At 32.7% G+C, this 25726-nt stretch carries 16 protein-coding genes; 9 read left to right on the top strand and 7 right to left on the bottom strand.

Features of this window, described 5'->3' with window-relative positions; translation table 11 throughout:
- Positions 1-59 precede the first annotated feature (59 nt).
- From JE46_RS21305 to JE46_RS21315, 3 genes are read left to right on the top strand one after another with little or no spacing between them, the layout of a single operon-like run.
- Positions 60-3314, top strand: coding sequence for a toxin-antitoxin system YwqK family antitoxin (locus JE46_RS21305; protein WP_031457315.1), 3255 nt, complete (start codon positions 60-62; stop codon positions 3312-3314).
- Complete coding sequence (locus tag JE46_RS21310) at positions 3289-5223, top strand: DUF3857 domain-containing protein (RefSeq protein WP_167343457.1); 1935 nt, start codon at positions 3289-3291, stop codon at positions 5221-5223. The genes JE46_RS21305 and JE46_RS21310 overlap by 26 nt, the downstream gene beginning before the upstream one ends.
- Positions 5223-7193 carry a DUF3857 domain-containing protein gene (locus JE46_RS21315; protein ID WP_031457317.1) on the top strand — a complete coding sequence of 657 codons (1971 nt, stop codon included), beginning with the start codon at positions 5223-5225 and terminating at the stop codon, positions 7191-7193. The genes JE46_RS21310 and JE46_RS21315 overlap by 1 nt, the downstream gene beginning before the upstream one ends.
- A gap of 89 nt (positions 7194-7282) precedes the next feature.
- Here the strand turns inward: JE46_RS21315 and JE46_RS21320 are convergent, their stop codons facing one another.
- From JE46_RS21320 to mnmA, 4 genes are read right to left on the bottom strand one after another with little or no spacing between them, the layout of a single operon-like run.
- A complete protein-coding gene (locus tag JE46_RS21320; RefSeq protein ID WP_031457318.1) occupies positions 7283-7693 on the bottom strand; it encodes a hypothetical protein in 411 nt (136 codons plus the stop codon).
- Positions 7694-7712: 19 nt separating this feature from the next.
- A complete protein-coding gene (locus JE46_RS21325; protein WP_031457319.1) occupies positions 7713-8657 on the bottom strand; it encodes an NAD(P)H-dependent flavin oxidoreductase in 945 nt (314 codons plus the stop codon).
- 9 nt (positions 8658-8666) lie between these two features.
- Entirely contained in the window at positions 8667-10274 is a 1608-nt protein-coding gene (locus tag JE46_RS21330) for a S8 family serine peptidase (RefSeq protein ID WP_031457320.1), read from the bottom strand.
- Between the two features lie 53 nt (positions 10275-10327).
- On the bottom strand, positions 10328-11515 hold the full coding sequence (gene mnmA, locus JE46_RS21335; RefSeq protein WP_031457321.1) for a tRNA 2-thiouridine(34) synthase MnmA: 1188 nt from the start codon (positions 11513-11515) through the stop codon (positions 10328-10330).
- Between the two features lie 142 nt (positions 11516-11657).
- Between mnmA and JE46_RS21340 the strand changes: the two genes are divergently transcribed.
- The gene (locus JE46_RS21340; protein WP_031457322.1) at positions 11658-13535 is read left to right on the top strand and encodes a PEP/pyruvate-binding domain-containing protein; all 1878 of its coding nucleotides are present in this window, start codon (positions 11658-11660) and stop codon (positions 13533-13535) included.
- Here JE46_RS21340 and JE46_RS21345 read toward each other — a convergent pair whose 3' ends face one another.
- From JE46_RS21345 to JE46_RS21355, 3 genes are all read right to left on the bottom strand, one after another.
- Entirely contained in the window at positions 13536-14093 is a 558-nt protein-coding gene (locus JE46_RS21345) for a DUF4956 domain-containing protein (RefSeq protein WP_031457323.1), read from the bottom strand.
- Positions 14094-14180: 87 nt separating this feature from the next.
- Positions 14181-15224 (bottom strand): tetratricopeptide repeat protein, encoded by a 1044-nt coding sequence (locus JE46_RS21350; protein ID WP_031457324.1) that lies wholly within the window; start codon positions 15222-15224, stop codon positions 14181-14183.
- Between the two features lie 68 nt (positions 15225-15292).
- Positions 15293-15997 carry a toxin-antitoxin system YwqK family antitoxin gene (locus JE46_RS21355; RefSeq protein ID WP_031457325.1) on the bottom strand — a complete coding sequence of 235 codons (705 nt, stop codon included), beginning with the start codon at positions 15995-15997 and terminating at the stop codon, positions 15293-15295.
- 338 nt (positions 15998-16335) lie between these two features.
- Between JE46_RS21355 and JE46_RS21360 the strand changes: the two genes are divergently transcribed.
- From JE46_RS21360 to JE46_RS21380, 5 genes are all read left to right on the top strand, one after another.
- Positions 16336-16785 carry a hypothetical protein gene (locus JE46_RS21360; protein ID WP_031457326.1) on the top strand — a complete coding sequence of 150 codons (450 nt, stop codon included), beginning with the start codon at positions 16336-16338 and terminating at the stop codon, positions 16783-16785.
- A 149-nt stretch (positions 16786-16934) separates the two neighbouring features.
- Positions 16935-18713 (top strand): AMP-dependent synthetase/ligase, encoded by a 1779-nt coding sequence (locus tag JE46_RS21365; protein WP_031457327.1) that lies wholly within the window; start codon positions 16935-16937, stop codon positions 18711-18713.
- A gap of 462 nt (positions 18714-19175) precedes the next feature.
- The gene (locus JE46_RS21370) at positions 19176-20693 is read left to right on the top strand and encodes a reverse transcriptase family protein (protein WP_035136993.1); all 1518 of its coding nucleotides are present in this window, start codon (positions 19176-19178) and stop codon (positions 20691-20693) included.
- Positions 20694-20712: 19 nt separating this feature from the next.
- Entirely contained in the window at positions 20713-24054 is a 3342-nt protein-coding gene (locus tag JE46_RS21375; protein ID WP_031457329.1) for a WGR domain-containing protein, read from the top strand.
- Positions 24055-24057: 3 nt separating this feature from the next.
- Positions 24058-25704: a hypothetical protein gene (locus tag JE46_RS21380; protein WP_031457330.1), complete on the top strand. Its 1647-nt coding sequence runs from the start codon at positions 24058-24060 to the stop codon at positions 25702-25704.
- The last annotated feature ends 22 nt before the right edge of the window (positions 25705-25726 follow it).

Consider the following 25726-nt stretch of genomic DNA (forward strand, 5'->3'; position numbering starts at 1 on the left):
TACCTATAATTGATTCAGGTTTATCCAAAATTTTTATATTTGAAAAACCTAAATTCATAATGAAAAAACTTTTATTGGTGTTTTTTTTAGTTTCATTTTCAAAAAACTATTCACAAACTGATTATGCTTCTGTATACAATAGTGGGTCTATAATTAGCAAAGGCGCCAGCCTGCACGATGATAAAAAATATGACGAAGCCTTAAAAGAATATTACAAAATCAGTAAAACAGATCCTAAATATCTAAATGCTCAGTACGAAATAGGTTTAACACTCTCTGCTCAAGATAAAAAAAGCGAACTCAGAACATTCTTAGAAGATTTATATTCTAAAGGAAAAATGGCTGAATATCCTGATTTATACAGGATGTATGCTATATTTTTAAGCGATGAAAAGGAATATGAATCTTCTGAAAAAATTTTTAAAGAAGGCGAAAAATATTTACCCTATTCATCTACATTTCTGTATAATTACGCAATACTATATATCCGTAAAAAAGAAAATCAAAAAGCGCTTGACCTGCTTAAAAGAGTTGTTACAAATAACCCAAATCATGCACAGTCACATTATTTATTAGGTATAATGGCTTTTGAAAACGGAAAAATAACCGAAGGCGCACTTGCCTTAATGAGTTATCTTGCCATTGCCCCAACAGGACAATATGCTAATGAGGCAATTATGAATCTAAATGCCAATTTCGGCCAAAATTACCTTAACGAAAACAAATTAGTTTTTTCAAAATCCGGTGATAATTTTGAAGATATTGAAACAATCTTAAGAAATCAATTACCATTAAAAAAGGTCTACAAAATTAAGTCGGGTATCGATGACAAAATAACACGCCAGGTCCAGGCCATTGCCGAATATGCAACAGAACATAAAATGGGTGACGGATTCTTTGAAACAACTTACATTCCGTGGGTGAAAAGCCTTGTTGAAAAAAATCAGCTGGAGGGCTACTCTTACTACAGTCTACTTTCTATGGAAAATAAACTTGGAAAAGAACTGAACAAGCAAAAGAAAAAAATTACTTCTTTCCGTGATGATTATTTGCTAAAAAATTTCTGGTCTGTTTTTGCAAAAAGAAAACTGGATATTTTTGGAAATACTGAGGATGTAGTCGTTACCATCAGAAATGAAAAACCTTTTATAATTGGTCCTCAAATAAATGGAGAGTTTCATGGTAAATGTAAATACGTAAATGTCTACGGAAATTTAGGTGGAGAACTAAATTTTAAAAATGGACTTCTTGATGGCCAGCAAAAATATTATAATGAAAAAGGAATGCTGAATGAAGAAAAATATTTTACTGCAGGAAAATTAGATGGAAAAAGGACTACTTATTATGAAAATGGAAATTTAGCTCTAATTGAAAATTATAAAGATGATAAACTTGATGGAATCAGTACTTCCTACTATCCAAATGGAGGTAAAAACTGTGAAGTAAATTTTACTAATGGCGAACGTAACGGTACTTTTATATGTTTGTACGAAACAGGAACCAAAAAAACCGAAATTGATGTTACTGATGGGAAATTGAGTGGAAAGTATAACTCTTATAATGAGTCAGGAGCTTTAACAGAAACTTATAATTGCTTAAATGATAAGATTGAAGGCAACTATTTACAATACTTTGATGGTAAACTCGTAAAATCTGAAGCTGTTTATAAAAATGGTGTTATCGATGGAACTTACAAATCTTACTACCCAAATTCAACTTTAGAAAAAGAAAATATTTATACTTCAGGCAATATTACCAAATCAAGCGAGTATTTTGAAAATGGCAAAAAATCATATGAAAGTTTTTATAATGACAAAGGAGAATTAGAAACATATGACTGTTTTGATAATGACGGGAATAAATATTTTGAAGAGAAATATAAATCCGGAGAGTTAAAGTCTGGTTTGCAGTTTACTTCAAATTCAACAAAAGGAACAGAAATAAATCTGACCAAAAAAAGTTTTGAAACTAAAAATTTTGATGGTTCGCTCAAAATAAAAGGTGCTTTTGAAAAAGGAAAAAGAACGGGCGAATGGAAGTATTTATATTCTTCAGGGATTACCAGTCTAAATGAATCATATGTTAATGGAAAAACAAATGGCATCAGTACAAATTACCTCTTAAATGGTGATTTATCTAGCAAATATAATTCTACTAACGATACCATAAGCGGGCGCTATGAAACTTATGATGGAAATAAAGTAAATCAAATTTATAACTACGAAAAAGGAGAACAAAACGGACCATTTCAAACTTTTTATCCTGACGGAAAAGTCAGTACTGAAGGATTTATGATTGCTAATGATGTTGCCTCTGACAAATTTATATACACTCAAAGTGGAAACATATCTATTATTGAGCATTATATAAACAGCTATATGGTAAATCGCAAAACTTTCGATACCAAAGGAAAACTTGAAAATGAAATTGATTACAAAAACAAAACCGAAAAATTTACTTTATCATTTCAAAATGGGGCTTATATCAAAAATTATGAAATGACAAATGGTATTTTGAATGGTAAATTTAGTGCATTAGATAAATTCAAAACTAAAATAACTGAAGCTGAATATATAAACGGAAAAGTCCATAATTTATATAAAACATATAGCCCCGTTGGCAGTCTTCTTTCAGAGAGAAACTACTATTGCGGTAAATTAAACGGGCAAAGCAAACATTACGATTACGCCGGAAATCTAAGAATTACAGAAGAATATCTTTTTGGAGTTGAAAATGGAAAAACGATTCGTTACTATAACAACAAATCCAAAATGATGGAATACTCATCAGTAAACGGCTCTATTGAGGGCGAAACCATTTACTATAATCAAAAAGGAGAAGCGTTAGTAATCATTGGCTATCAAAACAATATCCCAAGATATTTTATCCGAAAGAACAAAACAGGAGAGTTGAATGAAAAGGTAACTATTGAAAAACAAACTTCAGAAATTACATCTTCTTACCCTAATGGAAAAATTGCAATCCAGTTTACTTTAGATAAAGGAAGCATAAACGGTAAATTTATCATCAATAATATAGAGGGTAAACCTGAATATGAATGTACCTACAAAAACAACAATTTAGAAGGTGAAAGAACTGAATACTACGCAAATGGCAAACCATCTAAAAAAGAAAACTTTGTTAATAATGGATTTGATGGTAAACAATTATACTTCAAAGAAGATGGAATGCTTATTGCCGATTTATCATTTAGAAATGACGAATTACACGGAAATTCTTTGATTTACAGTGCCGGAAAACTTACACAAACCAAAAAATATGATTCAGATGAATTGGTCGAAATTATTAAATAAAACTTTTTTTCTGACTGCATTCTTCGCTTTAAATTCTATTTTGGCAATTGCACAAAAATCGTTTCAGGATATTAAAAACCTGTATCCGGACTATAATGAAATCATTTTGCAAAACGCTGAAGTATATGATATTTCTATTGAAAATAACGGCTTAAAAATTATACAGGACAATCATTATGAGTCAATGGTTTTGACCCAAAACGGAATATTTAATAACAAAGAATCCTTTTCTTATTCTGATTTAATTTTATTGAAAAACTATGATGCGTATACCGTTATTAATGAAAATGGGAAAGAAAAAAAGATAAAGGTAACCCAGACCATTGAAAAACAATCACAACAAAGTTCTGTTTTTTATAATGATGTAAAAGAACGTCAGCTTACATTTCCGAACATAGAAACAGGAGCAAAAAAAGTATACAACTATCAAACACAGTTTTTAGATCCGCATCTGCTTCACAAATTTATATTTGGTGATGCTATACCCATACAAAATTCTTCTTTGGAAATCAGGGCTGACAAAAACATTGTTATTGATTATAAAATTTTTAATGATCCTAATCAAACTATTTCTTATTCAAAGACTGAAAAAAAGGGAAAATGGATTCATAAATGGACCTTATCTGATATAAAACCTGCTAAATACGAAGAAAATGCGCCAGGTTATTTGTATATAGTACCCCATATCAATTTTTATATAAAAGAATACACCATAAACAACAAAACAACTCCGGTTTTGGGAGACATTCCTGAGCTGTATAATTATTATCAACAGTTTGTAAAAAACTTAAACAAAAAAGAAGATCCGGAGTTAAAAGCACTGTCTTTGGAAATTACCAAAGACAAAAAAACGGATGAGGAAAAAATTAAAACTATTTTTTATTGGGTTAAAGAAAACATCAAATACATTGCTTTTGAAAACGGATACGAAGGTTTTATTCCGCGTGAAGCCAGTTTGGTATTCGAAAGAAAGTTTGGAGATTGTAAAGATATGGGCAATATTATTTCGTGTATGGCACAATATGCAGATGTAAAAAATGTTACCATTGCCTGGATTGGTACACGAAGTATTCCATATTCGTATAATGATTTGGCGACACCTTCAGTTGATAATCATATGATTGCTGTTTTTAAAAAGGGTGATGAGTATATCTTTTTAGATGCAACTGATAAAGAAACCCGATACGGAATTCCAACGGCTTTTATACAAGGAAAAGAAGTTCTTTTTAGTGAAAATAGTCAATACAAAATTTATCCGGTACCGGTCGTTCCTGCAAATCAAAACGAAATTAGGGAAACAATAAATTTAAAAATTGAAAACAGCAAACTGAGCGGATCTGCAAAGATGGAGCGTTACGGTTACAACCGAAGCCATACTTTAATGCAAATTGGTGATGCAGCAAATAAAGCGCGTCGAGAAATGATCAAATCTCTGGTTTTAAAAGGAAATAATAAATTCGATTTAAAAGATTTTAAAGAAGAAAATCTAACTGATAAAGATTTACCGTATGCAATTGATTACAATTTTGACCTTGATAATTATATCGTAAAAGTGGATAAAGAAATTTATGTGAATTTGTTTTTAGATAAATTTTTAGAAAAGGCAATCATTGCAAAAGACCGCGTTTCGCAATATGAATTTGAATATCTGACGCAATTTACAACACAATATACTTTAGAAATTCCTAAAAACTACAATATAAAATATCTGCCTAAAAACTTTGATCTGGATAATAATTATATAAAAGCTCATTTTACATACGAACTAAAAAATAATATTCTATATCTAAATATCAGCTTGATACAAAAAAAATTATTACTTAATAAAAACGATTTTGAACCCTGGAACGAGGCAATCAAAAAACTAAAAACTAATTATAACGAAACCATAATTTTACTCGAAAAATAATGAAAAAACAATTCCTAAAAAAGTTCCTCAGCTTAATTACAATCCTAAGCACATCTGTTTTTTTTGCTCAGGATTATAGTTTTAAAACCTATGACTGGAACGAAAAAGATACCAAAATTGACGTCCCAAAAAAATATGCAGATGAGAAGGAAATTTTCTTAAACCGTACATTAAAAATAGAAATTGTTGTAGATAAAAATACGGCGACCCAATACCGATTAATACACGAAAAAAAATATATTAATTCTGATGATGCTATAGAACGCAATAACAAAGTTTACATCCCATTTGGCAATCAGGAGAATATTCTGACTACTAAAGTACGTGTAATCTTAAAAAATGGAAAAGTCATTAATTTGGACAAAAAAGATATTAAAGAAGAAGTTGATGAGGAAAAAGGCATGAAATACAACTATTTTGCTCTTAACGGTCTTGAAAAGGGAGCTGTCATAGAAAAACTATATGTAATAGAAGAGGCTCCTGATTTAAATGGGAATACCATTAAAATGCAGGATCAATATCCAATTGCCGAATTTAATTTTGATTTGATTACACCCGTGCATCTAATTTTCAAAACTAAATCATACAATGGTTTAAGTGAACCCGTTTTAGATGAAAATAAGCTGGAAAATAAAAAGGTTCTTAGCATATCTGAAAAAGATATAGCAGCTTTAAAAGATGATGAAGAATATTCGAATTGGGATGTCAGATTAAAACTTTTCCGTTATAAATTGGACCAGAATCTATACTCCGGTGCCAAAAATCTGAATAACTTTAAAGAATACGCAACCAATACTTATGAGCGAATCAATCCGGTTTTAGATAAAAAACAAGAAAAAGCAATTGCAGCATTCTGTAAATCTATTCCTGAGTCAAAAGATCCTCAGGAGCAAATTTGGAATATTGAGAACAAGATTAAAAAAACAATTATTTATGACAAGTATACAGACTCAAAACCATCTTTGAGTGATGTTATCAATACAAAGCAGGCGAATAGTCTGGATATTATAAAATTATATACCGCAGTTTTTAAATACTTTAAAATAGAACAAAATATTGTTTTCACTTCAAACCGATATAAAATTCCTTTTGACAAAGACTTTGAAAGTCACGAAAATCTTAACGAGTTTTTATTTTATTTCCCAGGTATAAAAAAATACCTTACCCCAACTGAAATAGAATATCGTTTACCCCTATTTCCAAATTATTTAGGAAACAACAATGGATTATTCATAAAAGAAAAAATTTTTGCAGGTGTTCCGATGGGGATTGGAGAAGTAAATTTTATCGAAATTCCAGGGACTGAAATTACGCATGACTACATGGATATTACTGTCGATTTTACACAAGACATTGAAAATCCTTTGGTTACAAGTAATATGACTTATGGAGGGTATTCCGGATTAAATTTCCAACCTATAAAAGACTTTGTGTCCGCTGATCAGTATAAAACAATGCTAAAAAACATTTCTGAAAATTATACTTTACAAAGCGAATACAAAACACTTACTACTGAAAATGACGGAACTGAGTTTATTGGCAAAAAACCTTATAAACTAAACCTAACTTTTGATGGTAAAGACATGATCCAGAAAGCAGGCCCAAATTATTTATTTTCTGTGGGACAGACAATTGGAAGACAAATGGAACTTTATCAAAAAGACAAACGTATACTTCCTATAGAAATTCATTATCCGCATTACTATACCAGAAAAATTAAAATTATATTACCGGAAGGCGCAACAATTAAAAATCTGGATAAATTTGTAATGAATTTCAAAACAGACCTTGATGGTAAAACTGAGGCTGCTTTTACCAGTAATTACACTCAAAACAAGAATGAAATTACGGTTGAAAACACAGAATTTTATAACCTTATAAATTATCCTCTAGCCAGTTTTGAACAATACAAATCAGTTATTAATGCAGCTGCCGATTTTAATAAAATAGTAGTTATTGTTTCTAAGTAAATAATGAAAATTATATAAAAACAACCCCGACAGTTTAAAAAATTGTCGGGGTTGTTTTTTTTATTCCCTATCTAAAAAACTTTGAATAACTACACATTAAAAATATTATACACAATAATATGATCCTCATAATTAATGTACAACTGTTTACGGTAGTCTTGTTTTTTACGTGTAATAATTGAAATTTTGCAGTCAATACCGCTATTGTCCTTACATACAAATGAATAGACAATATCAGTATCATTTTCTTCCCTTTCGATATATTCAATAATATTAAAAAGCTGTATTTCCTGCGAATACACAACAATTCTGTGCTTTTCTGTATCTAATATTACAGAAAGATTAACCAGATCCAGATTTGACCATTCGCCCCATTTTCCTTTATCGTTTTTTTCTAAAACACTAAAACCCGATGTTTTAAATCGATAAGACTGACTGTAGGTTTGCTGTATTGCTAATACGAGAAAAAGAAGTATTATATAGTGACGTGAAATATTCATAATGTAGTTATAGGGGCTATTAAAACTCAAATTTAGTTTTTTCCTGACAAGCAGCTTCAAAATCGGTAATCATTTCATGAATTATTTTTTCTGCAGGTAAGATTTCATGAATCAATCCTGCAATTTGTCCTATTTCAAGTTCACCTTCTTCAAGATCTCCTTCAAACATTCCTTTTTTTGCTCTTGCTCTCCCTAAAAGCTGTGCTAAATCCTCTTTTGAAGGGCACTTTTTATATAAATCCTGAACATCTTCATAAAATTTATTCTTAATCAAACGTACTGGCGCTAATTCTTTCAGTGTCAATTGGGTATCCCCTTCTTTTAGATCTAATATCTTTTGTTTGAAATTATGGTGTGAAGACGATTCTGCTGAGGCTGCAAAACGGCTTCCAACCTGAACACCATCAGCACCTAAAATCATCACGGCCAACATTCCTCTACCGGTAGCGATTCCACCCGCAGCAATAATCGGAATCTGGATTTTTTCTTTTACCATCGGAATCAAAGTCAGTGTTGTGGTTTCATCACGGCCATTGTGACCACCGGCTTCAAAACCTTCTGCTACAATGGCATCAACTCCGGCTTCTTGTGCTTTTAAAGCAAAAATACTGCTGCTGACAACATGCACAACCGTAATTCCTTTTGATTTCAAAAATGAAGTCCACGTTTTAGGATTTCCTGCCGAAGTAAAAACAATTTTCACTCCTTCATCAACCACTATATTCATAACTTCTTCAATATTTGGATACAACATCGGAATGTTTACACCAAATGGTTTATCAGTTGCTCTTTTACATTTCTGAATATGCTCACGCAATACTTGCGGATACATCGATCCAGCACCAATAAGCCCTAAACCACCGGCATTGCTTACAGCAGAAGCTAATTTATAACCGCTGTTCCAAATCATACCGCCCTGAATAATTGGGTATTTTATATTAAAAAGTTGGGTAATTTTATTCATTCAAAACTATTATTGTTTTATAATCTTTCCCGTTTTATACAGACCATCAGCATCAAAAATATAAAAATAGAGTCCGCTTTTTAATGATTCTATAGAAAGATTTGGATTTTGACCCGTTATCTTTTTGTCAATTACTTTTTGTCCTAAAATAGAGTAAACAATAACCGTAGCATTATTTATTTCATCAGAAAACGAGAATGTGATATTGGTTTTAGCAGGATTTGGATAAACAGTAAAATCTTTATTTACGAAACTATCAATTTCTAATGTAATAGTACCAAAATTTGGAATTCCGTAACCGTAATTATTATCAGGTGTTAAATACTTATCCGAAGACTTAATGATCATATCTCTAATTTCCTGATTTGTTTTTGTTGGAAAAGCCTGCCATAGACAAGCAATCATTCCGGCCATAATTGGGCATGAAAAGGAAGTCCCGCTAGCTGTAATAATATTGCCTGAAGTATTCGAAACTACAGCTGCATTACCTTGAGCCATAACATCAGGTTTTATTCTTCCGTCATAACTGGGACCAATAGAACTAGTAGATGATTTAACTTTTGAGGCAGTAACAGAGCCTACAGTAATAACGGAAACAGCATCAGCAGGCGATCCGATATGTTTTTCTGTCTGAGTTCCTTCATTTCCGGCAGCAGCTACTACAATTATACCCTTACTAAAAGCAATTTCTGCACCTCTGGAAATAAAATTTGTCGTTCCGTTCATATCACTATAGGTATGATTATAATCCGGATTATCGCGATCACCAAAATATCCTAATGAGGTAGTAATAATGTCGACACCCAGGCTATCTGCTTTTTCTGCTGCTTCTACCCAAAGCGATTCTTCAAAAGGGGCTTCTAAAGGATCGCTTTCAGTAATAAATAAATAGTATGACGCATCGGGTGCAGTACCAATTAAAGCATTTTCCTTATAACCTCCCATTGTCGAAAGTACCATTGTACCATGATCACCTCCTGCATAAAAATTATCATTTCTGGAAACATAATCATATCCTCCTAAAATTCTGTTATTAGTAATAAGATTCTGAAAAGGCTGAGCAGTATTTACTCCTGGAAAACCGGCATCCATAACAGCAATTATTTTTCCGGTTCCGGTATAATTTTGCTGATGCAAAACATGCCCGTTAAGCATCTGAATTTGGTTTGCCGAAGTTCCATAGGCATAATTAGCTGCTGTTTCGAGTTTATCTTTTGTATTTACAATTTGATTTTCAAGAACTTTTTTTGACGTTGTATTTAATGCCTTATTTGCAAAAACTACTTTATCAACAAATGAAATTGATTTTAATGCTAAAATATTAGTTTGACTTCCCTGTACATGAAGTGCATTCAACCATTTTGATTTTGCCAGAACAGTAATTCCTGTCTTTGATTTTATCTGATCAACATATGTTTTTTCTAAGGGAACATCTGTACTATTTAGAGCGATACTTTGATTGGTTCTTCTGTCTAAAGAACGCTGGGAAAGCATCAATAACGGAGAGTCTAAATAGGTTTGTGCACTTGGCTTGGCATTAAAATAAACCCAGGCATCTTCCTGCGAAAACATCACAGTAGAAATCAATAAGAATAGAATGGAGTAATGAATCTTCATAAAATAGCAATTTACTTTTTTAAGGCCTAGAACCTTTGTAAAAAAGTATAAAGCTATGAAATTACTCCCGAACCAACTAATTCATTTTCTAAATACCAGGCTACAAATTGGCCTTCAGTAATTGCTGATTGCGGTTCTTCGAAACGAACATACATTCCGTCTTCAAATTGGTGCAGAATTGCTTTTTGCAAAGGCTGGCGATAACGGATTCTTGCCATTACTTCCATAGTTTCCCCTACTTTCAAAGTCATATCAGTTCGAATCCAGTGTACTTCAGATTTTTCTATAAACAAGGCTTTTTTAAACAATCCGGGATGATTGCTTGTAAGACCTGTATATATTGTATTGGTTTCAACATCTGTTGCAATAACAAATAGCGGATCAGTAGTTCCGCCAACATTTAACCCTTTTCTCTGTCCAACAGTAAAATAATGAGCTCCCTGATGTTTACCCATGATTTTCCCCATTTCCGGACGATAATTCAACTTTTGGGCTTCCGTTTTTAATTCTTCTTCCAAAGATAATCCGGCTGGCTTTTCAACTGTATAAATCGGATCATTTTTATCAATCTGAACAATTTTTCCTTCTTTAGGCTGTAATTTTTGTTGTAAAAATTCCGGCAAACGAACTTTTCCAATAAAACAAAGTCCCTGAGAATCTTTCTTCTCCGCCGTTACCAATTCCATTTCTGCTGCAATTTCACGAACCTGAGGTTTAGTCAAAGCTCCAATTGGAAATAATGCTTTAGACAACTGTTCCTGAGACAGCTGACATAAAAAGTACGATTGATCTTTGTTATTATCCGCTCCGGCGATTAACTGATAAACAGCTTTTCCATCAACTTCAATTTCACTTTTTTGACAATAATGTCCTGTGGCCACAAAATCGGCACCAAGACTTAAAGCAATTTTCATGAAAACATCAAATTTGATTTCGCGGTTACAAAGTACATCAGGATTTGGAGTTCTTCCTTTTTCGTATTCGTTGAACATGTAGTCAACAATTTTTTCTTTGTATTCTTCGCTTAAATCAACAGTTTGAAACGGTATCCCAAGTTTTTCAGCTACTAACAGAGCATCATTGCTATCTTCTAACCAAGGACATTCATTTGAAATAGTCACCGAGTCATCGTGCCAGTTTTTCATAAAAAGGCCAATGACTTCGTAACCCTGCTGCTGCAGTAAATAAGCTGCAACACTCGAATCTACTCCCCCGGAAAGTCCAACAACTACACGTTTCATTCTAAATCGTTTATATTTTTACAAGGGTGCAAAGATAAATCAAATTATAGATAATTATACCTCTTTTGATTAGTTTATATAATGAAAGGGTAGATAAAACCTATGGCTTTTTTAATTACTTTTAATCATCAATTAAAATGTCATGCCAAAACTCTTTTTTACTTTTATTTTCTTACTCATTTTTACGACTTTAAGTGCCCAAAATTATAGTGCTTCCTTACCAAACTATAAGGCATACCAAGCATTTAGAGGCAAACCCTTATCTGATAAATTTTCGAATATCGAATCAGTAAAAGTCATTTATGATTTGAAAAAGCAAAAAATGTATTATTTTAACAGTACACTTATTCGTCTGCATTATGATTTTGTAACCAATTATTTAGGATACAGCAAAGACCTTGATATCTTTAATGATAACAACTACAGTAATACAGATAAAGGCAGAGAATTTTTATTGGGAAACCTGAATCATATCAAGGGAACTGACAAATGGATTTTTGAACTGGCAGCTTCAGATCATATGCCTGTTTTATTAATTGAACACTTTTATCATTTAATTGCAAGTTCTTCTTTTATTGGTAAAGATTTAAAATTTTACCTGAATAATCCTGAGCAAACAGAATGGTTTCAACAGCAAAAATTTAAAATTCCGTGTGTAAAATCAAATTATATTTTTAATGAAATTACGTATCAGGAAGTTGTTTCCGGAAGTAATGTGGGTATTCTCAAGCAATATAAAATAAAAGATTTAGAAAAAACAAAACCAAGTCCTGATGAAATTATAATTCTGGACGGAACACCTGATATTTTACCAAATGTAAGAGGGATTATTGTGAATGAACTCCAGACACCGTTAAGTCATTTGGTGCTTTTGGGTAAAAACAGAAAAATTCCGATAATGGCTTACACAACCGTTGATAAGGACAACAACATCAAAAAACTGCTTTCAAAAAAAGTAGAATTAAAAATCAAGGTTGATACTTTTTTTATCAAAGAAAGCAACAAAAAAATAGTTCCGAAAACCAATACAAAAAAGAAAAAACTGGTTATAGACAGCAGTGTAACGCAATTGGTGGATTTATCCAAAATCCCTAAAAAAGGGGTGAACTACATTGGCTCAAAGGCACAAAACATGGCTTACTTAATTGCTGCTTCAAAAGAATTTTCGTTTAAAACACCGGAAGACGCACATGCAATTCCATTTTATTTCTACAGAAAACACATTCAAAAGAAAAATATTGCACCTTTGATAAAAGAACTTTTAGCGTATCCGCATAAAGATTCTGTACAATGGGTTAATCTCCAGTTAAAAAAGATAAGAGATGCTGTTAAAAAAGAACCAATCGATCCAAATCTGATTGCGAAGCTAAATACAGCTTTTAAAAATGTGGCTTTCAAAAATTTCAGATTTCGGTCTTCTACTAATGCAGAAGATCTCGATGATTTTAACGGTGCCGGTTTATACGATTCTAAAACCGGTATTTTAGGTGACAGTATCAAGACATTCGAAAAAGCAATTAAGCAGGTTTGGGCAAGTGTATGGAATGAAGCTTCGTATAACGAAAGAGAGCTTTTTGGCATTGACCAGCAAAACATTGCAATGGGCGTTTTGGTGCATAGATCTTTTCCTGATGAATTGGCTAATGGCGTTGTGATAACAAAAAATATATTCAGAACCAATTTCTCCGGAATTACGGTTAACGTGCAAAAAGGAGAAAATTCGGTTGTTAAACCTAAAAAAGGAGAAGTTTGCGAACAGTTTGTTATTTATCATTTTAATACCGGAACTAAGGATACAGATTTTGATGTAGATTATACTTCTAATTCAAATCTCAATAACAATGAACCCATATTGAATAGAAAAGAAATCAATAATCTTTTTGTAGTCAGTAAAAAAATTGAAGAAAAAATGTATCGCTACTGGAGAAAAAACCAATACCATCCTGTCGATATTGAATTTAAAATTGTTGGCAAAAACAGAGAGTTATACATCAAACAAGTCAGACCTTTTAATGAATAATCAGTAAAAAACTAAAACATCAATTTCGTTTACAACTGTATTAATATTGATGATTTTAAAGTCTAAATCTTTGATATTCATTTTGTCCTGAATAGATTTCCTGATAGTTTCATTATTTAAAGAAAAATTAGGGGCTAATGCAATTTTAACATTGACAGTATTCAAATATCTGGATGCTTTTCTGTTCACTATTATGGAAGCAACAATATAAAATCCTATTATAATGAATTGAAAAAACAGCAGAATTTCTATTTTTTCATATGGATACATAATATCTAAAATAGAAAGTGTAATCGTGGCAAAAAGAAAGATAATAGCATTTACGGTAAAAGATTGTGTGCGAAATCTTAAAATTGAAAAAATGGCAAACAAGCCAAAACCAATTCCTACCCCAATCTCAATTTTTGTAAACAAATAACAAAGCGAGAAAGTACAAAGTCCCACAATGACCATCAGTGGATTTATGGTTTCGTTATCTTTTCGGTTGGAAAAAAAATACAAAACCAAAATTGAAAAGAACAACAAAAAAAATCTTCCGGTAAGTTCGTTTAAATCCATTTAGTCAAAAAGTATTAGCAAAGCAAATTTAACTCAATTATCCTTTTAAAATATTCCGTCAGAATGATTACTTTCACGGAATATTTATTATTTTTTCCAATTATATCCAGTAGACCATGTATAAAATTTCTCAAGTTCTGCCTGATTTTGTTTAAGCCATTTAGAAACATCTTCCTTTCCGGAACTTGCAAATGCTATGTAAGCAAAAGGTTCAATCAATTTTTTCTCTTTCATTTCGATAAAATAAAGTGCTAAGTTTTGCCAATAAAAACCTGAATTTCCTTTTTTTGTTTCGTCAAGTGAGGCACAGATTGTTTCAAATTTTCCTATAAATTTTTCAACATCTGTCTTGGCTGTATTCTTTTTATCAAAATCTAAGCCCGCCGCCATTGATAAGATCAAATCTGTCTGAGAGAAATCATTTTCTTTCTTTTTGCCTTTTGGATCAGCTAACATATCCGAATTAATACTTATCGTAATTTTTTCGTCCGACTGCTTCACTCCCTGCATCAGCAAATTTTGTAAACTCTCAAGATTCTTTTTAGCTCTGGACGTTTGTGGTTCTACTATTAAAAATCTTGAAAAAGCTAAAATGGCAGGAATTCTGTTGCTGCTCATTTCCATGATTCCAATCGCATTTAATGAACCTGCATGATTAGGGTTTACCAAAAGTGCTTTTTGCAAGCAATCTACAGCTTCGCCATATTTATTTGAGTTAGCATAGCATACTCCTTTATTAAAATACAACTGATAATAATCCGGAAATTTTTTAATTCCCTCATCATATATCTTCAGTGCTTCATCAAGTTTGTGAAGATGATCTAATGAGTTTGCATAACTTACATAAACAGTACTGAGATCTTCTTTAGGGTGGGTAGAAATCGCGTGTTTAGCAACCTGTATGGACTCATCATATTTACCGGACGTATTTAAAGACATTGCTTTTTCTGTCAATGCCAATAAATTGTCTTTATCGATTTCTAAAGCTTTGCTATATTTGCCAATTGCACCGTCGTAATCTCCTTTGTCATGAAGTTCTATCCCTTCATCAACAAGTTTTTCAGCTTCGGCTTTGTTTTGTGCATAGGTCGCTGAGAAAAACAAAAATAATAGTAGCGTTTTAACTTTCATAGATTATCGATTTAGGCAGTAAACTTACTATTATTTTAAATTAAAACAGCCTTTTATAACGAAAAAACCTATTCCATTTTAGGTTTTGAATCTGCCCGATAGTTGCTTTTAGGATCGCTCATATTGACTTCTTTTGTCAATTTCCCTTTCAGATAAAATTGCCACTTTCCAGATTTTTTTCCGTTTAAAAATTTACCTTTTGAGGCTACTACTCCATCTGAATCATAAAAAATTGCATCACCATTATATTGGTTATTAGCATATGTAGTTTGCTCTAAAATAATACCGTTTTGCCCAAATTTTTTATAAATGCCTTCTTTCAGACCATTTTTATAAGTTATTTCTTCAGCCACTTTTTCGTTTGGATAATAAACGGTTCTTTTACCTTCCAGCTTACCGTTTTTATAGTTTTCAAGCGTCATGATTATTTTTGAAGACTTGTGGTAATATTTCCATTCGCCTTCATAATTTTTTCCAATCACTTTCCCTTCACTTACCTTGTTATTTTTCTGGTCATAAAAAATAGTATAGGCGCTTCCGTCATTAGCTGTAAAATCACGGGTTGCTATTACATCTCCTTTTTTAGTATCATCAAAAAACTTAAAGACTCCAACTTCTTTTCCATGGCTGAAAGTACCCTCATAACGAGGTCTTTTTGACACTTCATAAGTACCTTTCCAAACACCTTCTTTTTTACCGTTGGCATCCAGTTTATTAAAATCCTGCGCAAAACCTATAGCGCTTATTAAAAACAAAATCCAAAAATTTTTCATATAACTTTTTCTATATAACAACAAATATTGCTTTTTAGTATTGCAAATGTATAACCATTTAGACAGAAACATATTTATTTTTCGATAAAAAAATCGTTGAAAACTAAAGACAAAAACACTTCTGATTCTTTTATTCCAGTAAATAAAAACTCAACAAAATCCTATATTAGGGGAGTTTAGGGGCTATAACACATGAACTTTTAAAGTTTTTTTTAAAGAAAATAAAATTTTAAAAAAGCTTTTTACAATTAATTGAATAACTTTTCCAATTTAAACTATATTCGCAAAAAAAATATCGCAAAAAAAAAATACGAATAAAAAACTAAATCCCAATCCTGATGAAATCCTTAAAACTACTCTTTCTTGCCCTTTTTATAGGTATATCACAATTACATTCGCAAGCTAAAGTTACCTCTATTACCTACAAATTTCACGAACATTTTATGACTACGGACATAGGTCAGCCTGTTGCCGGTATTTATTTAATTGAAGGAAAACAAAAACCCATTATCCAGATTAATGCTGATGGTACAGGTATTTTTCAATTAGAAAATCTATCTAAAAAAGAGATGGTATGGGGAATCAAATGCAGTGATGAAGGAATTCCTATCTACAAAGAAGGATTCGACAGTTCTTCTTATACATTTTGGTACAAAATAAAAGGAAGTGGTGAATGGCTATACACGCAATTTTTGATTATTCCAGGCAAGAAAAAAATGTATCTTATGGGAGATCGTGTAAAATATTATGGTGATAGCACTGAGGTAAAGGATACGGAATCTAATTAACGTTTGTTTTTTATTGGAAGTTACAGCAAAAAATAAAAACGTTTGCTGGATTTACAAACCCATTTAAAAATTTCGGCTTTTATTTTGTAAAATTAAAAATCATACCTTATTTTTATTTAATTTGCAATAAAATTCAATATATCATATAAATGGTTACAATCACACACCTTTTTGATTTTCCTTATTACCAACAAGAAACTTACAATCTTGAAGTTGCATTAGCTACCAAAAAAAACGGGGCTTGGGAAAAAACATCCAGCAATGACTATATTGCTAAAGCCAATGCAGTTTCAAGGGCATTATTGCGACTAGGTGTTCAAAAAGATGACAAAATTGCCTTAATCACTTCTAACAATCGCACAGAGTGGAATATAATGGATATTGGTATCCTGCAGACAGGAGCCCAAAACGTTCCTGTTTATCCAACTATTGCGGAAGAAGATTATGAATATATTTTAAACCACAGTGGCAGTATTTATTGTTTTGTTTCTGATGAAGAAGTGCTTCAGAAGGTAAATGCGATAAAAGCAAATGTTCCTACTTTAAAAGAGGTTTATTCGTTTAACGAAATTGCTGGCTGCAAACACTGGTCAGAATTATTGACTTTGGGTGCTGATGAAAGTAATCAGACAGAAGTTGAAGCAAGAAAGAACAGTATAAACACAGAAGATTTAGCTACTATAATTTATACTTCGGGAACTACCGGAAGACCAAAAGGCGTTATGCTTTCCCATAAAAACATTGTTTCAAATGTTTTGGACAGTGCGCCGAGAATTCCATTTGACGCAGGAAAAAGCACAGCATTAAGTTTTCTTCCTATCTGCCATATTTTCGAAAGAATGATTTTGTATATCTATCAATATTATGGCGTTTCGGTTTACTTTGGAGAGTCTATTGAAAAAATCAGCGACAATCTAAAAGAAGTTTCTCCTACTGTAATCACTGCCGTACCAAGGCTTTTAGAAAAAGTTTACGATAAAATTTACGCAAAAGGATCTGAATTAACCGGCATTAAGAAAAAACTGTTTTTCTGGGCGATTGATTTAGGTCTGAGATATGAACCCTACGGTGCCAATGGTTTCTGGTATGAATTTCAGTTAAAAATTGCCCGAAAATTGATTTTCAGTAAATGGAAAGAAGGTTTAGGAGGTAAACTGGATTTAATGGTTTCGGGAAGTGCCGCATTACAGCCACGCTTATCAAGAGTTTTTGCTGCTGCACAAATTCCGGTTATGGAAGGTTACGGTTTATCTGAAACTTCTCCTGTAATTGCCGTAAACGATCAAAGAAACAAAGGTTTTAAAATTGGAACTGTTGGAAAACCAATTCGTAATATTGAAGTTAAAATTGCTGAAGACGGTGAAATTTTATGTAAAGGACCTAACGTCATGCTGGGTTATTACAAAGATGAAGAAAAAACAGCTGAAGCTTTAAAAGACGGTTATTTTCACACAGGAGATATTGGCGAAATTGACAGTGAAGGCTTCCTAAAAATTACCGACCGTAAAAAAGAAATGTTCAAAACCTCGGGCGGAAAATACATTGCACCTCAGCTTATTGAAAATGCTATGAAACAATCCCGTTTTGTAGAACAGATTATGGTAATTGGTGAAGGCGAAAAAATGCCTGCTGCTTTTATTCAGCCTAATTTTGAATTTGTAAAAGAATGGGCGAAAATTCACAAGATCACTCTGGGAGGCACGAATGCTGAAATTGCTACAAACCCTGATGTTATTAAACGTATTGATAGTGAAATTGAAGAAGTAAACAAGAAATTTGGTCACTGGGAGCAAATCAAACGTTTTGAATTAACCCCGGATGTTTGGTCTATCGATGGCGGACAGCTTACTCCAACCTTAAAATTAAAACGTAAAGTGATAAGAGAAATCTACAAAGATCTTTATGATAAAATATACGGTCACAATTAAATCAAAATAATATAACCAAACGAAAACGGCTGTTCTAAAAGACAGCCGTTTTATTTTTTATACAAGAATTTGTCTTGAAATATCAAAATTCATTTGTAAAAGCATCCGTTACAAATGCTTAAAAAAAAGAAAAAACTTATTTCAATTTTAGTGGTATTCAATTAAAAGTTTTTTATTATGTTTGTTTTGAGTTTAAGAAATACCTTGCTTTTCTTGTATAAAGAAAATGATGATGTTTCGTCATCGGCGTAAGATTATTTAACATTCAGCACTACTTCTATCTTATGGATGAGAAAAGGTACTATGCGTACAGTTTCGGTTCCACCTCCTCGAGATTAACTGTACGCATAGTACCTTTTCTCGGGAGTTGATAGACATAGTCCTTAGAAAATACGAAGGTTTTAAACTTTAAGCCCTATTCACTGCAATAGGGCTTTTTAATGTAAAATAGCGAATTGTAATATGTCTGAACAGCTTAGTAAACAACAAATTTATGATAGAATAAGAGCTACCTCAAAAGATAGCTATATATTAGAAGAAATGCAGCGTTTAGGTTTTTGGCAGTCCGCAACCGAACCCACACTTTCTGAAATTCTGATTAATCAGGAAGCTAAGATTGAACAGGAATTAAATGAGCTTTTGGCCAGGGATAGAAAGTTTAGCAACAGAGAAGCAATGGTTCTCGAAATGCGTAAAGCCAGAATGAAAGCTGCTAAAGAAAAAAGGGGCGAAACCAAATTAAACCAGGAAAAAAAACGCCTGGAAAAAGCCGAAAACTGGAAGCAATTACAAGAAAAGCAAATTTTATATTTAGGAGAAACAGTATCTAAAGGATTAAATTCTAAAGAAACTGATTCTAAAATTTTAGAAAAATACAATCTTCCGGTTTTTGAAGATCTATTAGCATTGGCAAAAAGTATGCAGCTTGACCTCAAAGCTTTACAGTATCTGGCTTACAACAGAAAGGTTTCTAAAATTAGTCATTATCATACTTTTGAGGTTGAAAAAAAATCAGGCGGCAAACGAAAAATATCGGCTCCAAAATCTAAATTAAAAGAAATCCAAACCTGGATTCTAGAAAACATACTTCACAAAATACCCCATACAATTGAAGCGCATGGTTTTATCAAAGAGCGGTCTATTGTAACCAATGCACAGCCACACATCAATAAAGACATTGTCGTCAATATCGATTTAAAGGATTTCTTCCCTACTGTAACTTACAAAAGGGTTAAAGGATTATTTCATAAAATTGGCTATTCTGAACAAATCGCTACTGTTTTGTCCCTATTATGCACCTATTCTGAGATGAATGAAACTTCGCTAGACGGAATCACCTATTATGTACAGTCCGGTGAACGCAAATTACCGCAAGGTTCTCCTGCAAGTCCCGCCATAAGCAACATGATTGTTTATAAACTAGACAAGAAAATCAATGGGCTGGCTAAAAAATTAAATTTCAGTTATACGCGTTATGCAGACGATATGACTTTTTCTGCCAATGAAAAAAACAGTAAAAATGTTTCCCGCCTATTATATTACACTAAAAAAATAATTGAATCAGAAGGTTTTGTAATTCACCCCAATAAGATACACATTATGCGAAAAGGGATGCAGCAAAAAGTTACCGGAGTGGTCGTGAATAAGAAACTTAATATAGACCGTAATGAGTTACGAAAATTCCGCGCCCTGCTTCATAACATTGAAAAAAACGGATGGCAGGATCAAAAATGGGGAAAAGCGATTCGTGTAATCAATGCTATAGAAGGCTATATCAATTATGTATATATGGTGAATCCTGAAAAAGGAACTACTCTGAAACAAAATTTGAAAAACATCATAACAAAGCATGGTCAGCCCACCATAACCAAACTAAGTATTCCTGAACAGACAGTTCCGATACCTGCTTCTGTTCCTGAGAAAAAAAAGGAAACGATTGTACCTGATGAAAAGCCAGGAAACTGGTGGAATATTTTTTAACTAATACCCTTTTTCAATTATGAAATTAATTAAACAGATTAAACTTTTCTATAAAGAAGGGAATTCAGATAAAGTATACGAAATAGATTTATGCGCTATTGACACTGATAATTATGTTGTAAATTTTAGATACGGAAGAAGAGGATCGGTTTTAAAAGAAGGGACCAAAACCCCTGAATATGTTTCGGCTGAAAAAGCGCAAATCATTTTTGATAAACTTGAAAATGAAAAGAAAGTTAAAGGATATGCATCAGAAATAGAAACACTTATTGATCTTCCTTCATTAGAAAGTGTTGAACCCGATTCTGTAAACGGTGTAATTATGCAGCGTTTAGAAGATGCCGTGACAGGCAGACAAACTTTTAATACCGAATGGAAAACCAGCCGTGTCATCTGGAAAGCAGGTTTACTAAACATTCAGGAAGCCATTCCTTATATCATTAAGTTAGCTTCAAAAGGAGATGAATTACAAACTTATTCTGCAATCTGGGCTTTAATAAAACTAAAATCTGCTACAGCAGAAGAAGTTTTTAAATCATACGCTTTACAGGCAAAACAAAAAGAATACATTAGAAATCTGGCTCATGAAGGATTATTAGAAATCTTAAAAGAGACCGAATTACAAAAACATATTGCATCAATTCTGGAGACCATACCTCAGGAAGCAAGATATTACATTGACAAAAAAGATTATGATTCGTTAGTCATTTTTCTAAAAGAAGAATTAGAAAATAATGCTATTAAATATCTAACCGCATTATATCTGGCTGCAAAATTTGATGCAAAATTACACGAAATTGTCGTTTTTTTACTGGAAGCAGTTCCATTCAGGCCTCCTTATTTCAAACATGTCAGAGCTATTTATAAACTGGCCCATTTGAGAAACGATGCTGATGCAATTGCTGTTCTTGCCTATCGTTTTGAAAATGAATCTCCAATGTTCAACAGAACTGTTTCATTAGAAAGCGAATACGACAATTCTCAGTTTATTACCGCTATAAACGAAAGAGTTAACATTGGAAAAGAGCTTAGAGGAAAAGACAGTAAAATTGCATTCTCTAATTTTACCAAACTCTATTTTCAAAAAAATAGTCTTCGATTTCTGAAAGAACTGAATTCTGAAATGGAAGCAAAAAAATACCTCAAATTTGCAGTATCTATTTTATTAAAATATACCGAAGATAATTATACTAAGGCTGAGAAACGTCCTTATGATACTTATGGACAATACAATTACACAGACAAAAAATATTATTTCACAGTAATAGATTACCCTGAATGTTCTGATTTATTGTTGCTGTCAACCATCTTATTTGGTAATGACAAAAACCGAATTTTGACTTCAAAAATGAAATTCATTTTAGGTCAGGAAATTTTCTCAAGTTCAAATTATTATTTCAATCCCAGTCAGGTAACCAAAGTCCAGGATAAAACAGCTGGGAGAAAAAACAATTCAGATGCTGCAACGGGTCAAAGTTCAACCTCTGTGCTGGATGCTGCCAAAAAAGTATTCTCTACTTTTTTTGGTAAAAAGGCAGAAAAAAAGCCTCAGAGTCTTATCGTTCAGGAAGAAGAAAAAATTGTTGCAGATACTGTATCAAATCGTTTAGAATTATTTCCGGAACATTGGGACGCTTTTCCCGAAGCTTACATTCAGCTTTTAATGGAGGCTCAAATGAATGTCATTCATGAATTTGCTTATAACAATTTAAAAGAAAGAAACGATTTTAATACTCTAATCGATCGTTTTGATGAAACCAGTATTCTAAATTTATTGAATAGTGATTTTGCTATTCCAAATTATTTAGGATTTGAAACCATAATCCTGAAAAATGATACACTCGCATCTCAGATTAGTTTTATTGCCAATGTACTGAATTCTAAAACGGAGGCTGCACGAAATTGGTCAAAAAACCACATTGCATCAAACACAGCATTGTTTCTTAATGATATTGAATGTGTTGTAAAACTGATCTTTAATAACGTTCCTGATTTAAAAAACTGGATCACAAATACTTTGGTAAGCTTTGCATTTACTGAAGATAAAGCCAAAGTAATTACAGGAAAAATCATTCTCGAACTTCTTTCATTTGAAGAATCTGAAGCAAATAATACTTTAGCCGCTTTAGCTGTAGACCGACTGAAAAAGATTGCTTTATCGCAGCTGGAGCAATTAAGCTGGGATATTATCGCACGCTTAATTTCTTCCGATTTAAAAACAAACAACCTTCTCGCCAGCAGTATTTTAATTTTAAAATCTAAAAAAGTAGCATCAAAAGAAATTCCGTTCTCGCTAATCGCCTTGTTTTTGCAAGATGAAAGTTTTGAGATTAGAAAAAATGGTATTCAGCTATTAAATAACTATCAGGAAGATTATTTATTGACCAATCGTGAATCTTTATTAGATTTATTAAACACTGAATATCAGGATGTCCTGGAATCTGTTATCGAACGCATCAAACAATTGGGCAAATCAAATGCTGACCTTTTTGCAATCGCACTTCGCAACACGGTTTATGCCATGATTCGAAAAGAAAAATTTGAAGGAGCACATAAAATATTCAAAAGATTTATGCTTGAGGAAACAACCGAGTATTGGAATACAGCATTAGAACCCCGGGATGTTATCAAATTAACCCATGCCCACTACAGAGAAAGCCAGCTGACCGGGTATGAAATCTTAAAAAAATATATCCGTAAAGATGATTTTACAATCCGTCAGATTATCTCATTAGGAAACCATGAAATTCTTGCCATAAGACAATGGTGCTGGAATTATTTTATGGATAAAAAAGAACGCATCCGTGCTGAAAGAAATAATGCGCTGGGTATCTTAGACACTTCCTGGGATGATACAAGAACGTTTGCTTTTCATTTTTTTAAAACTGAATTCGATGAAACCGACTGGGATTTAGAATGTCTCATCAACATAGTCGATTCTGTACTGCCTGCCGTTGAACAATTTGGAAAAGAAATGATTACCCGCTATTTCAATCCTGATGATGGTGTAACTTATTTAACAAAATTAAGCCAGCATCCAAGTGCCAATATTCAGTTTTTTGTCACGAATTATCTCAGCACCTATGCAACAGATAACTTATCTAAGATCAAGGAACTTGATTTTTATTTCCGTTCCGTATTAACCCGCGTTCATAAATCCCGAATTGCAAAACAGCGTATTTTTCAATTCCTGCATCAGGAAGGAAAGAAAAGTGAAGATGCAGCAATTTTTGTAACCGAAATTATTGATTCTGTTTCTGCCACGGCATCCATACAGGATAAGGCGGCTTGTATTGAAATTTTGACCGATTTAAAAACACTTTTCCCGCAATTGCATACCCATTTAATCCTTAAAAACTAAGTTATGTTATTTGACTATAAATACAGCGGCAGCACCATTGTAAATAACACCTCAACGAGTACAGGCATGAGTTTTTCTCCTGATACTTTGCGGGAACCTACTTTTTTTGTTGGAAAACTAAACCAGAAAATAGCTTTTAGAGAAGCTATCTCTGCATTGCATGATGTTGTGATTTCGGATTTGCGTTTTTTCCCAAAGGATAAAGAACAGTATAAATTATGGGCTGCTGAACAGGAAAAATTATGGCTTAGCGAATATATGGCCGATTTTCAGATTGAAACTGTCCGCGCACGCATTCAGGAATTGAAAGAAGAATTAAGTGTTGTACAGAAAGAAAAAGGAAGGGTTCTAGGACCTTTTAACAAAGCCAAATCTGCTTATTTTGATTATTTATATAAAAATGACAAAGACGCCTGGTTTGTATTAGACCCTGTAATTACGGTACATCCCGATGAAGTTTTCTTTGAATGTTTCAGTAAGGATGAATCTTCTTACGGAAAACTGAGCTGTAACTATAATATCTTTACAGAAATCAGTGATTTTAAATGCGGTACTACCAATATTGATTATTCGGAAGGATTGTACAATGAATTTCAGAAAATAAGAAATTATAAAGAAACCGAATTCAAAATTGATCCGTCAGGTTTTGAAGCCAAAACAACCAATGAACAAGTTTATAAAGAAGTAAAGATAGATCTGCCGGATTCATGGGTTAGAGGATTTTTACAGGTAAGCTCAGCTATGACTTTGCCTGCAACTGTAATGGATTTACATCCTATGGATATTTTTAGTTTGTGCCAGTATTTACGACGTTTTAAAGAAAAAAAAGGACCAAGGGCTTTGCGATTTGTACTCGAACCGGACAAACCTATAAAAGCTGTATTTGAACCTTCATACGATGAAATTACCTTTCACCGCTCTCTTTTTCAGGGAAATGAATCTAAAACCATTCGTATTTGGGGACGACGACGTTTATTAATTTTAGAAAGGCTGATTCCGGTTGCCCGAAATTTTAAAGTCGTTTTACTGGGATCTGGTTTACCTTCTTTTTTTATTGCTGATTTAGGAGACATGTCTTATACACTGGGGCTTTCCGGCTGGACAAAAAATGACTGGAGTACTGCCGGAAATTTTGATCTAATGGCGCCAAGAAGCAATGTCGATTTATTTACTCAGGAAAAAGTTTTCAATGCTTTAAAAGAAAACTGGTTAGATAGCTCTGATAATTTAGCAAAAAAACTAAATCTTGATCCGTCTGTAGTTTCAGCATCGTTAACGGCATACACCCAGGCAGGAAGAGTAATCTACGATTTAAATTTAGGTCTTTACCGTGTAAGAGAGCTGACTCAGGAACCTTTAAATATGAAAACCTTACGTTTTGCCAGTCCACAGGAAGAAGCCGCAAATCGTTATATAAGTGAAAATCGCATAAAAATCGATTCAACTGTCAAAGCTGATACCTTGCAGATTAGAGGAAAAATAAACGATAAAGATTTCAAATACAATACTCTTGCCGTATTAGACAAAGACAATCGTCTGATTGAAGGAAGCTGTGAATGTTCTTTTTACAAATCAAATCAATTGCGAAAAGGACCTTGTGAGCACATTCTGGCTACCAGAATGGCATTGCAGGCAAAAGTAACCACATAAAAACCAAAAGCCGGCTCTAATC

This window comes from Flavobacterium chungangense LMG 26729 (assembly GCF_000735715.2).
Taxonomy (GTDB): domain Bacteria; phylum Bacteroidota; class Bacteroidia; order Flavobacteriales; family Flavobacteriaceae; genus Flavobacterium; species Flavobacterium chungangense.